Source organism: Pseudonocardia sp. EV170527-09, from assembly GCF_008369905.1.
Classification (GTDB): Bacteria; Actinomycetota; Actinomycetes; order Mycobacteriales; family Pseudonocardiaceae; genus Pseudonocardia.
The window spans coordinates 26,243-38,711 of sequence record NZ_VRMC01000018.1 but is presented as its reverse complement, the minus strand read 5'-3'; the positions used below and the strand labels follow the sequence as shown (position 1 = coordinate 38,711).

The 12,469-nt window shown below is 71.6% G+C and carries 11 protein-coding genes and 3 pseudogenes; 6 read left to right on the top strand and 8 right to left on the bottom strand.

The window, feature by feature from the left end; translation table 11 throughout:
• From FVA95_RS07795 to FVA95_RS07770, 6 genes are all read right to left on the bottom strand, one after another.
• A complete protein-coding gene (locus FVA95_RS07795; protein WP_240051339.1) occupies positions 1–747 on the bottom strand; it encodes an ABC transporter ATP-binding protein in 747 nt (248 codons plus the stop codon).
• Positions 748–1,222: 475 nt separating this feature from the next.
• Positions 1,223–1,846: an ABC transporter permease gene (locus FVA95_RS07790; protein WP_240051336.1), complete on the bottom strand. Its 624-nt coding sequence runs from the start codon at positions 1,844–1,846 to the stop codon at positions 1,223–1,225.
• 275 nt (positions 1,847–2,121) lie between these two features.
• Positions 2,122–2,991 carry an ABC transporter permease gene (locus FVA95_RS07785; protein WP_240051335.1) on the bottom strand — a complete coding sequence of 290 codons (870 nt, stop codon included), beginning with the start codon at positions 2,989–2,991 and terminating at the stop codon, positions 2,122–2,124.
• A gap of 73 nt (positions 2,992–3,064) precedes the next feature.
• Positions 3,065–3,685 carry a hypothetical protein gene (locus FVA95_RS07780; protein WP_149663592.1) on the bottom strand — a complete coding sequence of 207 codons (621 nt, stop codon included), beginning with the start codon at positions 3,683–3,685 and terminating at the stop codon, positions 3,065–3,067.
• Positions 3,682–4,938, bottom strand: a complete 1,257-nt coding sequence (locus FVA95_RS32730) for a LuxR C-terminal-related transcriptional regulator (RefSeq protein ID WP_240051334.1) — start codon at positions 4,936–4,938, stop codon at positions 3,682–3,684. The genes FVA95_RS07780 and FVA95_RS32730 overlap by 4 nt, the downstream gene beginning before the upstream one ends.
• 327 nt (positions 4,939–5,265) lie before the next feature.
• Positions 5,266–6,429: a S9 family peptidase gene (locus FVA95_RS07770; RefSeq protein ID WP_149663591.1), complete on the bottom strand. Its 1,164-nt coding sequence runs from the start codon at positions 6,427–6,429 to the stop codon at positions 5,266–5,268.
• 177 nt (positions 6,430–6,606) lie between these two features.
• Between FVA95_RS07770 and FVA95_RS07765 the strand changes: the two genes are divergently transcribed.
• The 5 genes and pseudogenes from FVA95_RS07765 to FVA95_RS33835 form a co-directional block, all read left to right on the top strand.
• Positions 6,607–7,446: an SDR family oxidoreductase gene (locus FVA95_RS07765; protein WP_149663590.1), complete on the top strand. Its 840-nt coding sequence runs from the start codon at positions 6,607–6,609 to the stop codon at positions 7,444–7,446.
• Between the two features lie 70 nt (positions 7,447–7,516).
• Positions 7,517–9,178, top strand: coding sequence for an NAD(P)/FAD-dependent oxidoreductase (locus FVA95_RS07760; protein WP_149663589.1), 1,662 nt, complete (start codon positions 7,517–7,519; stop codon positions 9,176–9,178).
• A pseudogene (locus FVA95_RS07755) lies at positions 9,178–9,492 on the top strand (nitrilase-related carbon-nitrogen hydrolase); the annotation flags it as partial. The gene FVA95_RS07760 and the pseudogene FVA95_RS07755, both read left to right, overlap by 1 nt.
• Positions 9,493–9,530: 38 nt before the next feature.
• A pseudogene (locus FVA95_RS33840) lies at positions 9,531–9,593 on the top strand (hypothetical protein); the annotation flags it as partial.
• 116 nt (positions 9,594–9,709) lie between these two features.
• Positions 9,710–10,054, top strand: a pseudogene (locus tag FVA95_RS33835) (sugar-binding domain-containing protein); the annotation flags it as partial.
• 162 nt (positions 10,055–10,216) lie between these two features.
• Here FVA95_RS33835 and FVA95_RS07745 read toward each other — a convergent pair.
• On the bottom strand, positions 10,217–10,663 hold the full coding sequence (locus FVA95_RS07745) for a helix-turn-helix domain-containing protein (protein ID WP_149663588.1): 447 nt from the start codon (positions 10,661–10,663) through the stop codon (positions 10,217–10,219).
• Between the two features lie 102 nt (positions 10,664–10,765).
• Here FVA95_RS07745 and FVA95_RS07740 point away from each other — a divergent pair, with 102 nt between their 5' ends.
• The gene (locus FVA95_RS07740; protein ID WP_149663587.1) at positions 10,766–11,158 is read left to right on the top strand and encodes a tautomerase family protein; all 393 of its coding nucleotides are present in this window, start codon (positions 10,766–10,768) and stop codon (positions 11,156–11,158) included.
• 47 nt (positions 11,159–11,205) lie between these two features.
• On the opposite strand, the gene FVA95_RS07735 is transcribed toward FVA95_RS07740, so the two are convergent.
• The gene (locus FVA95_RS07735; protein ID WP_149663586.1) at positions 11,206–12,465 is read right to left on the bottom strand and encodes an acyl-CoA dehydrogenase family protein; all 1,260 of its coding nucleotides are present in this window, start codon (positions 12,463–12,465) and stop codon (positions 11,206–11,208) included.
• Positions 12,466–12,469 lie beyond the last annotated feature (4 nt).

Below are 12,469 nucleotides of genomic sequence, written 5' to 3'. Positions count from 1 at the left end.
TCAGTCCATCCCGAGCGGGCCGGCGGACTGCCCCGCGAGGAACTGCTTGACGAACGGGTCCTGGTGCTCGAAGGCCTCGTGCGCCGGTCCGTAGTGGACGACCTCGCCCTTCCAGATCAGTCCGACGTAGTCGCTGACCTTGCGGGCGGTCTTGATGTCGTGAGTGACCAGCAGGTACGTGCCGCCGTGCTGGTTGTGGACGTCCATGATGATGTCGCAGAGCAGCGAGGTGCGGACGGGGTCGAGACCGGAGTCCGGCTCGTCGAACAGCACGATGTCGGGGTTCATCACCAGCGCGCGGGCGAAGCCGGCGCGCTTCTTCATGCCGCCGGAGACCTCGTTGGGCGCCTTGTGCGCAGCCTTGGCCAGACCGACCTCGTCGAGTGCGGTCATGACCGTCCTCTCGACCTCCTTCTCCGACATCCGCGTGTGCTTGCGGAGCGGGAAGGCGACGTTGTCGTAGAGGTTCATGGAGCCGAACAGCGCGCCGTCCTGCCAGCAGACGCCGAACCGGGTCCGCATGTCGTAGCGCTCGTTCTCGCTCATCGACCAGATGTCGACACCGCCGACGTAGACCGCGCCACGGTCCGGGGCGAGCAGCCCGACCAGGTGCTTGATGAGCACCGACTTGCCGGTGCCCGACGGGCCGAGCACGGTGGTGATGGCGTCGTGCTGGAAGTTGAAGTTGATGTTCTTCAGGATCTGGGTGCTGCCGAACGACTTCGCGAGGCCCTCGACCTGCAGGATCGGGTCCGTTCCGTACCGGAACTCCCGGGTCTCGGTCGACCAGCCGGGTCCGCGGGTGGCCGCGGCCTGGGTCCCCCCGTCGTGGACGGGTGGAATCTGCTGGGTGGGGTACTCGGAGCCCGGTCCGGTGTACCGGGGCTGGTTCGGCGAGGTCACTGATCCTCCTGGACGACCTGGCGCGTGCCGGCGCGGGGGAGCCGACACGCGGATCACGTGCTGAGGGGAGCGGCCCCGGAGGCTTCCGGGGACCGTGGACGCGGGGGACGCGTCCGGCGGGACTGCGAGCGGGCACCTCGGTCCCGGGGAGCGGGCGCGGTGCGGCGGACCGGGCGGCGGGGAGCGAGGTCCGGACCGTGGCCGGCTGGGGAGGGCCGGGACCGTGGCGGGGGCTTTCGTCGGGGTTCGGGGGTTGTCGGGGCGGGCCGGGGAACTCCGGGGCCGGCCGCCGGGGATGAGCGGCACGACCCCGGAGAGGTCAGTTGGCGATCGGAGAGTTCGTCTCGAGCCCCCAGAAGGCCAGCGTGCCGATGGTCCCGATGACCGAGATCAGCACCAGGTTGATGATCATCGACTTCGCGGTGGCACGGCCGACGCCGACCGGCCCGCCGCTGGCGTTGTAGCCGTAGTAGAGGCCCACGCCGACGATCACGATGGACTCGGTCATGATCTTGACCATCACCGCGAACATGTCGTACGGGCTCTGGTACAGCCAGAACAGGTAGAGGAACCCACCCGGTGAGACACCGCCGAGGTTCACCACCGTGACCAGGTACATCGCCACGTAGAGGATGGCCAGGCCGACGAAGTACATGAACGGCACGGCGATCACGGTGGCCGCGATCCGGGTACCGACGAGGAACGACTTCGACTTGATGCCCATGACCTCCATGGCGTCGATCTCGTCGGAGATCCGCATGGAGCCGATCTCGGCCACGTAGCCGCAGCCGACCTTCGCCGCGAGGATCCAGCCCCACATGTAGACCGAGAGCTCGCGCAGGCCGCAGTAGGCGTCGAACACCGCGGAGTACAGCGGGGCGCCGATCTGCTTGAGCGTGTAGCTGGCCTCCAGGCCGCACTGCCCGCCCATGATGAACATCATGAACCAGATGATCAGAGCGGAGCTGAAGATTCAGGATGCCCGCCTGGCGGAACACCTCGGGAACGTAGCGGCGGAACATGTCCGGGAAGTCCCGGACGACGTCGGCGGTGAACCGGCCGATGTCGCCGGCCTCGGTGAGGCCGGTCTTCAGCTTCCCGGTGATCGAGGAGAAGCTGACGTCCACGCCCTGCTTCTCGGGTGCCCGGAGTTCGGTGCGGTCGGGGTCGCGCTGCGGTCCCCGGTCGTCGAGCTGCGTCATGTCCGTGACACCTCCCTTACTTGTAGACGCTCATCTGCGGGTTCAGGCCGAGCATGGTCAGCGTGAACACGAAGTTGATGACCCAGATGCCGGCGAAGGAGATGACGACGGCCTGGTTGACCGCCTTCCCCACGCCGATCGGACCACCCTTCGCGTTGAGCCCGACGTAGCAGCAGACGACGCCGATGATCAGGCCGTAGATCGCGCACTTCACGACGCTGCCCCAGAGGTCGACCGTGTTGAGCAGGTCGAACAGGGAGCCGTAGTAGCCCGCGTAGCTGGCGTCGAAGATCGGACCTGCCGCGACGTAGCCGCTGACCAGACCGACGACCAGCGCCAGGATGTCCAGGACGGCGGTCATGATCGTGCAGGCCAGGACCCGCGGCAGCACCAGCGTCCGCATCGGGTCGACGCCGAGGACCTCCATGGCGTCGATCTCGTCGCGGATGCGGCGGGCTCCGAGGTCGGCCGTGATGGCCGTTCCGACGACACCGGCGACGACCATCCCGTTGATGAACGGGGCGAACTCGCGGACCGACGCGAACTCGAAGAACGCGCCGAGCCGGTACGGGATGCCGAAGGTGTAGAAGATGGCGCCGCCGGTGAGCCCCGACGCACCGAACCCGAACCCGAACGCCGCGAGCGACATCGGGAGCCAGGTGAGCTTGAGGATGTCGAAGCACTGGTCGCGGGTGTCGGCCCAGAAGCCGACCGGCTTGCGGACGGCAAGGACGAACACCTTGACCATCAGCTGCCACATCTCGCCCGCGGTGACGAACGGGTCGGCGACCTGACGCAGCACGCCCGCCCCGCCGGAACCCGCCGTCCTGCGCGGTACCTCGACGGTCTCGTCGGGCGTCTGGGTGAGGGTCCCAGGCGTGGTCATAACTCTCCTTCGAGTGCGGGGCCGGAACAGTCCGGGTCCACCGAGCTGAAGTCTCACTCCGCGGAGGTGGGGGTCACACCTCCCGTGGGGGGCGGATCACCCTCCCCCTGGGGGTATCGGTGGTACCGGCGACCGGCCCCGCGGCGTGCTCCGTACGGAGTTCCCTGCGCTGGGCCCGGCGCTGGATCAGCAGCACCGCACCGAGGACGAGCGCGGCCGTCGGGGCTCCCGCACCGAGGCCGCCGAGCAGTGCTCCGGCGACCGGGTGGATCCCGGTCACCAGGGGAAGTGCGACGGCACCGGCCACCACCGGGACGGTGGCGGTCAGCGCGTCGCGGACCGGCCAGGTCGGCGAACGCCAGACCCGGACCAGCCCGATCAGCCCGGTCACCCCCACGGTCAGCAGGGAACAACCGAGCAGGTGCACGACCGCGGGGTCGCGGGGGGCACGCGGGGCACCCCCCACGGGGGAGGGCACGAGGGCCTCGGGCGGGCCGAGGCGTTCCAGAGCGCGGACGAGCTGCTCCTCGGCCGGCGCGGGACCCGCCGTGCGTGCCAGCTCGGTCCAGACGTGGGACCGCAGGTCCTGGCGGGCGGTGAACGTGAGGTGGCGGGTGGCCGCGTCGAGCCGGCCCAGGTACTCCCGCAACGGCGGGGGCAGCGCTCCGCGGGACGAACCCGCGCGAGCGCTCACCGGTAGCCGGCCGGACCCGCGGGCATCCGGCCCGCCCGGTCGTGCTCGGCCCGCAGCCAGTGCGAGACGGCCTCGGCGCGGTTCGCGGCGCCGAGCTTGCGCAGGATGTGCTTGACGTGCGACTTCACCGTGCCCTCGGAGATCACCAGGCGGGTGGCGATGCGGGCGTTGGTGTCGCCGGTGGCCATCAGCCGCAGGACCTCGACCTCGCGGCGGGTGAGCGACGGGTCGACCGGCGCGGAGCGCAGGAACCCGTCGACGATGCTGCGCTGCGGACCGGTCTGGCCGCCCGGGGCCCCCTCGGTGACCCGGCCGTTCTCGCCGTGGCCCCACCAGCCGTCGCCGAGGTCGCCCTCGCGGGCGTCGGTGATGCGACGGGCGAGCCGGTCGGCGTCGGCGCGGATCTGGTCCATCTCGTCGAGGACCATCGTGCGGGTCAGCGCCTGGCCGAGCCCCTGTGCGTAGAGGGTGAGCAGCTGACGGTCGAGCGGGTCGACGTTGCGCTGCTGGTAGTAGCAGTCGGCGTGGACGAACCCGGCGACGACGCCGTGCACGAGGATCGGCGCCGCGCAGTAGCTGCGCGACATCGAGGCGTCGGCGATCGGCCGGTTGACGCCGGGGCGTTCCTGCACCTCGTCGACCAGCAGCGACGTGCGGCGCCGGACCATCTCGGTCTCGACGATCCGGCCGTCGAGGGTCTGCGGGTGACAGCGTCCCAGCGTGAGGATCTCCTCGGCCCAGGCCGGGTCGCGTTCCACGTGTACGCGCTCGGGGATCCACAGCGAGTCCGCGACCCGGGAGATGATCGAGCGGTCGAAGCCGAGGCTGCAGGCGGTGGAGGCGGCGGTGTCCAGCAGGGTGGTGCTGGTGCGGGCCTCGCCGAGCTGCGCGAGCGCGGTGCGGACGCCCTGCAGCGCACGGTCGGAGTGGGCGAGCTCGTCGAGCAGGAGCTGCTCGTCGAGCTCCTTGACCTCACCGAGCATGCTCACCAGGTCCGGGGACGGGACCGAGCCCGATCCGAGCGAGGACATGGCCTCGGCCCACACCGTCCGCAGCACCACGCGGGCCGACCCCAGGTCGACGACGTGCTCGGGGTGCGGGAGGCGACCGTCGTCGAGGAGGCGGCGTGCGGCCAACAGCAGGTCCACGACGCGTGAGGACTGGGCCCGCGGCATCCGGCGCCCCTGGCCGGGCCAGCGGCCGCCGGTGTCGCAGCGACGCATGAACGCCACGCGGCTCGTGCTCTCGCCCATACCGTCCTCCTCCTCGTTGAGGCGGTGTCGACGTCACCATCGACCCCGGGGTGTGTTGCTCTCCCCTGCAACGAGGTGGGGACGCCCGGGTTGCGACCGCCCGGATCCTCGGATCCGCCTCACTTACGGTCATCATTGACTGTTTATAGTGCGACAGAAGTCACGTCCACTGCAAATCAACCGGGGCGCTGCCACTCGAACACGCAGGTGAATGCCCCTCCCGGAGGCATGATTCGGTCACGAAGAGTGCAGATTCCGAGCGACCGGACCGTTTTCGGCCGTGGCGCGCCCAGACCGGTCGCGCGCCGCGAGGTTCACCCGATGGGACTAGTCAGCGACGACGCCGTCGAGCCAGTCGAAGGCGACCTGGTGGAACCGCAGGGTGGCGCCCTCGTGACAGTGTTCGCCGCCGCCCTCGTCCTCCGGGAACACCACGAGGTCCTTGGGGCAGGTCAGCGCGTCGTGGACCCGCTGTGGCTGGCCACGGAAGAACTGGTCGTTCTCGGCCTCGAGCACCAGCGTGGGGCAGGTGATCCGGTCGGCGACGCCGTCGAGGGTGTAGGCCCTGGTGGCCTCGAGCAGGTCGTCGAAGGTCGCCACGCCGTAGGTCCAGCGCCCGTTGTCGACCAGCCAGCGAGCCGAGGTGCTCGCGGCCACGAGTGCCTCGATCCCGCCGGCGGCCGCTGCGGCGGCGGCCATGCCCGCCACGGTCTCGTACATGTCCCAGACGCCGTCGTGGAGCACGCAGGCGGCGAGGCGGTGCTCGAAGGCGGCGGCGCGGGCCGCGAGGTAGCCACCGAGACTGGTGCCGACCAGGGCGATCTTCTCGGTGTCGACCTCGGGCAGGGTGACCGCGACGTCGACCACCGGGGTGACCACGGCCTCCCAGTCGGGGCGGAAGTGCAGCCCGGCGCGCACGGTCTTGCCCTGGCCGGGGCCGTCGAAGGCGAGCACGTTGTAGCCGCGCCGCAGCGCCCCGGCGGCGAGGGCGAAGTAGTCCTCCTCCAGGGTGGAGTCGTAGCCGCCGTGGTAGATCACGGTCGGGCGCGGAATGCCCGAGCCGTCGACGGTGAACAGGTACGCAGGCAGCGTGGTGCCCTCGTAGGGGAGCTCCAGGGCGTGGGCCGGGGTGTCGAGCAGCGCGACGGCGTCGGCGAAGGTCCGGCGCGACGCGGTCTGCAGCCGCACGGACTCCTGGTCGCGGGCCGGGTCCTCGCGGCGGTAGAAGTCCGCGGTCCGGTAGTAGTTCGAGGCCCGCAGCAGCGCCTCGCGGGCACTGACCCGGTGACCGGCGGCCAGCGCGTCGCGCCCGATGCGCTCGACCCGCGCAGCGGTGGCGGCCCATTGGGTGGACCACGCCACCTCGTCGCCCTCGGGGATCGCCCGGCAGGTGACCAGGACCTCCCCCAGCTCGGCGCCGCCGTAGGGGGCGTATCCCGCGGCCCGCAGCGCCTCGAAGGAGAAGGACTCGTCGTCGTAGAGGAACTTCATCGGAACCTCCCAGGTGAACGAGACGGAACCGTTCCGTCTCATTCGACGCTAGCAGACGGAACGGTCCCGTTCCATGGGATCGGGCGTCCCGTAGGTGGTGCCGATCACCCGGACCTGAGGAGTCGGCCGTCGTCGGATTAGGGTCTCCGGCACACCCGTAGGAGGGGGAGCTCGACGATGAAGTCCTTCACCGGTCGTACCGCCGCGATCACCGGAGCCGGGTCCGGCATCGGGCGCGCGCTGGCCCTGCGCCTCGCGGGCGACGGCTGCCACCTCGCCCTGGCCGACCGGGACGCCGCGGGCCTCGCCGAGACCGCCGCGCTCGCCGGGCCGCAGGTGCGGGTCACCACCGCCGAGCTCGACGTCGCCGACGAGAAGGCCGTCCACGGCTGGGCCGACGCCGTCGTCGCCGACCACGGCGCGGTGCACATGATCGTGAACAACGCCGGGGTCGCGCTGTCCGGGACCGTCGGGGGCCTGTCCCTGGAGGACTACCGCTGGATCATGGACATCAACTTCTGGGGCGTGGTCTACGGGACCAAGGCGTTCCTGCCGCACCTGGAGGCCGCCGGGGCGGGGCACGTCGTCAACCTGTCGAGCATCTTCGGCGTCGCCGCGCAGCCCCTGATGAGCGGCTACAACGCCAGCAAGTACGCGGTCCGCGGGTTCACCGAGTCGCTGCGCCAGGACCTCGAGCTCACCGGCTCCCCGGTGTCCGCGACCTGTGTGCACCCCGGCGGGATCCGCACCAACATCGCGAAGGCAGCCCGGGTCGACGACAGCGTCGCCACCGCCACCGGCAAGCCCGCCGCCGCGGCCACCGCGGAGTTCGAGCGGATGCTGAACACGACCCCCGACCGGGCCGCGAAGACCATCCTCGACGGCGTGCGGCGCAACCAGCGCCGTGTCCTCATCGGACCGGACGCCTGGGCCATCGACTCCATGGTGCGGCTGCTGCCGACCACCTACCAGCGGATCGTCACCGGGGCCGTGCGCTCGCGACGCGGAAAGGGCTGATTCCCCGGTGGGCCCTGACTAGGGTCGTAGGGCCGGGTGACCCCCGGCACACGACCCGAGGAGCCCACCCATGAGCCCCGAGCAGCCACCCCTCACCGCGTTCGGCCCGGACTTCCCCTTCCCCTACGACGACTGGCTGGCCCACCCCGCCGGTCTCGGCCGGATGCCACCGGACCGGCTGGGGTCCGAGGTCGTGGTCGTCGGGGCCGGGATCGCCGGGCTCGTCGCCGCCTACGAGCTGATGCGCATCGGGCTGCGGCCGGTCGTGTACGAGTCCTCCCACCTGGGCGGAAGGCTGCGCTCGCAACCGTTCGAGGGGGCCGACGGCATCGTCGCCGAGCTGGGTGGGATGCGCTTCCCGCGCTCGTCGACGGCGTTCCACCACTACGTCGACCTGCTGGGACTGGACACCGCGCCCTTCCCCAACCCGCTGACCGAGGCCGCCGGCAGCACGGTGATCGACCTGCACGGGCGGACGTACTACGGCCGGACCCTGGCCGACCTACCTCCGTTCTTCACCGAGGTCGCCGACGCCTGGGCGAGCGCGCTGGAGGAGGGCGCGGGCTTCACCGACCTGCAGCAGGCGATCCGCGAGCGCGACACCGCGCGCATCCGGGCGCTGTGGGCGGAGCTGGTCGAGGTGTGGGACGACCGCACCTTCTACGACTTCGTGTCCACGTCGAAGGCGTTCTCCGACCTGTCCTTCGCCCACCGCGAGGCGTTCGGCCAGGTCGGCTTCGGGACCGGTGGCTGGGACTCGGACTTCCCGAACTCGATGCTGGAGATCCTGCGGGTGGTGCTGACCGGCTGCGAGGACGACCAGCTGCTGGTCGTCGGCGGAGTGGAGCAGGTGCCGCAGGGACTGTGGACGCGCACCCCCGACGACCTGGTGCACTGGCCCGCCGGGACCAGCCTGTCGTCGCTGCACGGGGGCGGGACCCGCCCGGGCGTCGCCCGGCTGCACCGGCTCGACGCGGACACGATCCGCGTCACCGACGTCTACGGCGGCACCCGCGACGTGTCCGCGGTGCTCACCACCTGCCAGAGCTGGCTCCTGTCCACCCAGATCGACACCGACGAGTCGCTGTTCGGCCAGGAGCTGTGGATGGCCCTGGACCGCACCCGGTACATGCAGTCGACCAAGACCTTCGTGATGGTGGACCGGCCGTTCTGGCGCGACGTCGACCCGGCCACCGGCCGCGAGGTCATGAGCACGACGCTGACCGACCGGCTCACCCGGAGCACCTACCTGTTCGACAACGGCCCGGACCGGCCCGGGGTGATCTGCCTGTCGTACTCGTGGATGAGCGACTCGCTGAAGATGCTGCCGTACCCGGTCGAGAAGCGGGTGGAGCTCGCGCTGGCTGCCCTGCGCAAGATCTATCCGAACGTCGACGTCGGCGCGCACGTCATCGGCGACCCGATCACCGTGACCTGGGAGTCCGACCCGCACAGCCTGGGTGCGTTCAAGGGCGCCCTGCCCGGCCACTACCGCTACAACCGGCGGATGTACTGCCACTTCGTGCAGGACGACCTGCCGGCGGCCGAGCGCGGGATCTTCATGGCGGGCGACGACGTGTCGTGGACCCCGGCCTGGGCGGAGGGTGCGGTGCAGACCGCGCTGAACGCGGTCTGGGGGATCGTCGCGCACCTCGGCGGGGCCACTCCGCCGGACAACCCCGGCCCCGGGGACCGGTTCGCCGAGCTCGCGCCGCCCACGCTGCCGGACTGATGCGCGTCGCGCTGCTGCAGACCGCCTCCCGGCCGCGGGACGTGGCCGGGAACCTCGCCCGGCTCGCCGACGCCTGCGCCGACGCGGACGCGGACCTGCTCGTCACCCCGGAGATGTTCCTGACCGGCTACGACATCGGTGCCGAGGCGGTAGCGGAGCTCGCCGAACCGGCCGACGGGCCGTCGGCGGCCGCGGTCGCCGACATCGCCAGGGCGTCGGGGACGGCGGTGCTCTACGGCTACCCGCAACGCGACGGCGCCCGGGTCGCCAACGCGGTCGCGCTCGTCGGACCGGACGGCGACCGGCTCGCCGGGTACCGCAAGACGCACCGGCCCGGGCCCGGGAGAACCAGGTGTACGTGGCCTACGCGAACTGGTGCGGCACCGAGGGGTCGCTGCCCTACGGCGGGCTGTCCTGCGTCGCCGGACCGGACGGCGCCGTGGTGCGGGCGGGCCGGGACCCGGTCGGCCAGGTAGGGGTTCGCCCGCCGGGACACCCGAGCGTGCCGCATCGACGTCCGGGCCGGGATCGATGGCGACCCGGACGAGCCCGCGGTCGCGGGCCGCGTACGCGCCCCTGCTGCTGCCCGACGCCGACACCGCCCGTGCGGTACGGGCCCAGCCGGGCGTCGCCGACGCGCCGGCCCGCTGCGCCGCGCTGGACACCGCCGTCGTCGCGATCGGGGCATGGCTGGCCGGGCACTCCACCGTGTACGACGTGCTGACCGCCCCCGAGCGACGACGGCTGGCCGAGGGCGGCGCCGTCGGCGAGGTCGTCGGGCTGCTGGTCGACCGCACCGGCCGGATCCTCGCCAGCGGCCCGGCACACCAACTGGTCGCAGCCGGGGAGACCGACCTGCGGGCGGCGGCCGAGGTGATCGCGCTGGTCAGGGCCCCGGAGCGGGCCGCGGCCACCGCCGCCGTGCTGCGCTCGGGGGCTGGTCCACACCCTGGTCTGCGACGCGGCGACGGCCGACGCCCTGCTCGACCCGGGACACCGATGACACCGGTCCGGCAGCACCGGACGGCACCGAGCCGCTCACCAGGCGCCGGGCTCCATCTCCGCGGTCATGTCCCGCCACGCCACCGGCTCGCCGCAGTGCGCGCAGGTGAGCCGGGGCTCGGCGGGATGCCCGCAGCCGCGGTGCACCAGCCGGACCGGCGGGACGTCGACGGCGTGCCGGTCGCCCCAGTTCATCAGCGCCACGAGCACCGGGTACAGCTCGGCGCCCTTGGCCGTGAGCCGGTACTCGTGCCGGACCGGTCGCTCCTGGTAGGGCACGCGGTCCAGCACGCCCTCCTCCACCAGCACGCGCAGCCGGTCGTTGAGCACGTTGCTGCCCAGGCCGAGCTTGTCGCGGACGTGGTCGTAGCGACGCTCGCCGCGGAAGCACTCGCGCAGGACCATCATCGTCCACCGCTCGCCGAGGATCGCCCAGGTGCGGGCCACCGAGCAGTACGCGGCGCCGAGCTCATCGTGCTTCACGGGCCCCGACACTAGGACACTTTTCGAGTCCTTCGAGCTTGCGGGCGTGCATGCGCCTCGTTACGGTCGAACTCGTCTCGGGTCCCGCGATGGAGGTCGACGATGCCCTACTACCGCTTCACCGCGCCCACCGGGAACGCGACCCTGGCCCACCGTGCCGAGGTCGCCGCGGCGGTGACGAGGGTCCACAGCGAGGTCACCGGCGCTCCCGCCCGCTACGTGCACTGCACCTTCACCGAGGTCCCGCCCGGCAGCGTCTTCGTGGCCGGGGAACCGGTGGAGGGCGCGCGGATGGTCGGGCTGATCCGCGACGGCTGCACCCCGGAGGTCCGGGCCCGGCTGTTGCACGGCATCGCCGACGCCTGGTGCGCGATCACCGGGGACGCGAAGACCGATGTGGCGATCTTCCTGCACGAGGTGCCGGGTGCCAACGTGCTGGAGGACGGCGAGATCCTGCCCGAGGCCGCCGACGACCCGGTCGCCGCGCACACCTGAGCCCGCGACCGGGCCGGCCCCCGTGACACGGGGACCAGCCCGGGCGGTCAGGCGCCGGTCGCGAGCCGGTTCTCCGCCGAGGCCAGCGGGTCGTAGCTCGGCTCCATGAGCATCTCGTGCAGGTGCCGGCGGCGGACGCCCATGTTGCCGCCGTCGTAGACGGGGAAGCACAGGACGTCCTGCATGATCCCGGCGATCGGCGTCTCGGTGGTGTAGGCGTCCACCCCGACCAGGCGCATCGCGTCGTAGACGACGTCGACCGACCGCTCCGAGGCGTAGATCTTCGTGATGTTCGCGAGCTCGCGGTCCTTGCCCCCGGTGCGGTCGAAGTGGTCGGCCGCCTTCCACGACAGGTAGCGGGTCGCCTCGATGCGGATCTTGATGTCGGCGAGCATGTACCCGGCGTTCTGGTACTCGATGACCGGGTGCGGGCCGGAGCGGCTGTCGGTCCTCGCGAACTCGTAGGCGTAGTCGAAGGCCGCCCGCATCCGCCCGACGCAGGCCGCGCCGATCGGCGCGCAGGTCCAGGTGAACGCGCTCTTCACGATCTCCATGCCGTCGCCGGGGCCCCCGATCATGTTCGAGAGCGGGACGCGGACGTCGCGGAACTCGACGCGCGGCGAGTTCGCGGCGCGGTGCCCGATGGTGTCGAGCATGCCGGTGATCTCCACGCCGGGCGTGCCCCGCTCGACCATGACGACCGCGAGCGACTCCTGCGGCGGCAGTGCCGGGTCGGTGCGGCAGACGACCGCGATGAGGTCGGCCCCCTGGCCGTCGAAGCCCGAGGCGTTGGTGGTGTAGTGCTTGGACCCGTTGAGGACGATCTCGTCGCCCTCGATCCGGGCGAAGGTCTGCACCCCGACCTTCGGGTCCGGCGAGTCGTAGTTCGCGCCGCCGGTGACCTCGGTGTAGGCGATCGCGGCGAGCTTCGGCTCGGTCCCGCAGAAGGCCGGCAGCCAGCGCTGCTTCTGCTCCTCGGTGCCGAAGTGGACGACCGGGTACAGTCCGAGACCGGTGCCGAGGATCGCCGTGGGGGTGTTGACGTCGACGCGGGCCAGCTCCTCGACGGCCAGCACGAACTGCAGCGAGGTGAACCGGCCGCCGCCGTACTCGGCCGGGATGAGCGCCTTGACGAACCCGGCCTCGACCATCTGCCGGTAGAACGGCTCGATGGCGTAGAACCGCTCGGCGGGCTGCGGGTGCGGGGCGATCGCCGGCTCGACGCCGGTCAGGACGGTGTCGGCGAACTGCCGGGCCTGCTCGCGCAGGGCCAGCTGCTCGGCGTCGAGGGAGAAGTCCAGTGTCATCGTC

Bases quoted from the DNA above. Each gene is read 5' to 3' on its own strand.
- FVA95_RS07740 (WP_149663587.1), top strand. From the start codon at position 10,766: ATGCCCTACTACCGCTTCACCGCGCCCACCGGGAACGCGACCCTGGCC.
- FVA95_RS32730 (WP_240051334.1), bottom strand. From the start codon at position 4,938: ATGGGCGAGAGCACGAGCCGCGTGGCGTTCATGCGTCGCTGCGACACC.
- FVA95_RS07760 (WP_149663589.1), top strand. From the start codon at position 7,517: ATGAGCCCCGAGCAGCCACCCCTCACCGCGTTCGGCCCGGACTTCCCC.
- FVA95_RS07770 (WP_149663591.1), bottom strand. From the start codon at position 6,429: ATGAAGTTCCTCTACGACGACGAGTCCTTCTCCTTCGAGGCGCTGCGG.
- FVA95_RS07765 (WP_149663590.1), top strand. From the start codon at position 6,607: ATGAAGTCCTTCACCGGTCGTACCGCCGCGATCACCGGAGCCGGGTCC.
- FVA95_RS07785 (WP_240051335.1), bottom strand. From the start codon at position 2,991: ATGACCACGCCTGGGACCCTCACCCAGACGCCCGACGAGACCGTCGAG.
- FVA95_RS07790 (WP_240051336.1), bottom strand. From the start codon at position 1,846: ATGATGTTCATCATGGGCGGGCAGTGCGGCCTGGAGGCCAGCTACACG.
- FVA95_RS07735 (WP_149663586.1), bottom strand. From the start codon at position 12,465: ATGACACTGGACTTCTCCCTCGACGCCGAGCAGCTGGCCCTGCGCGAG.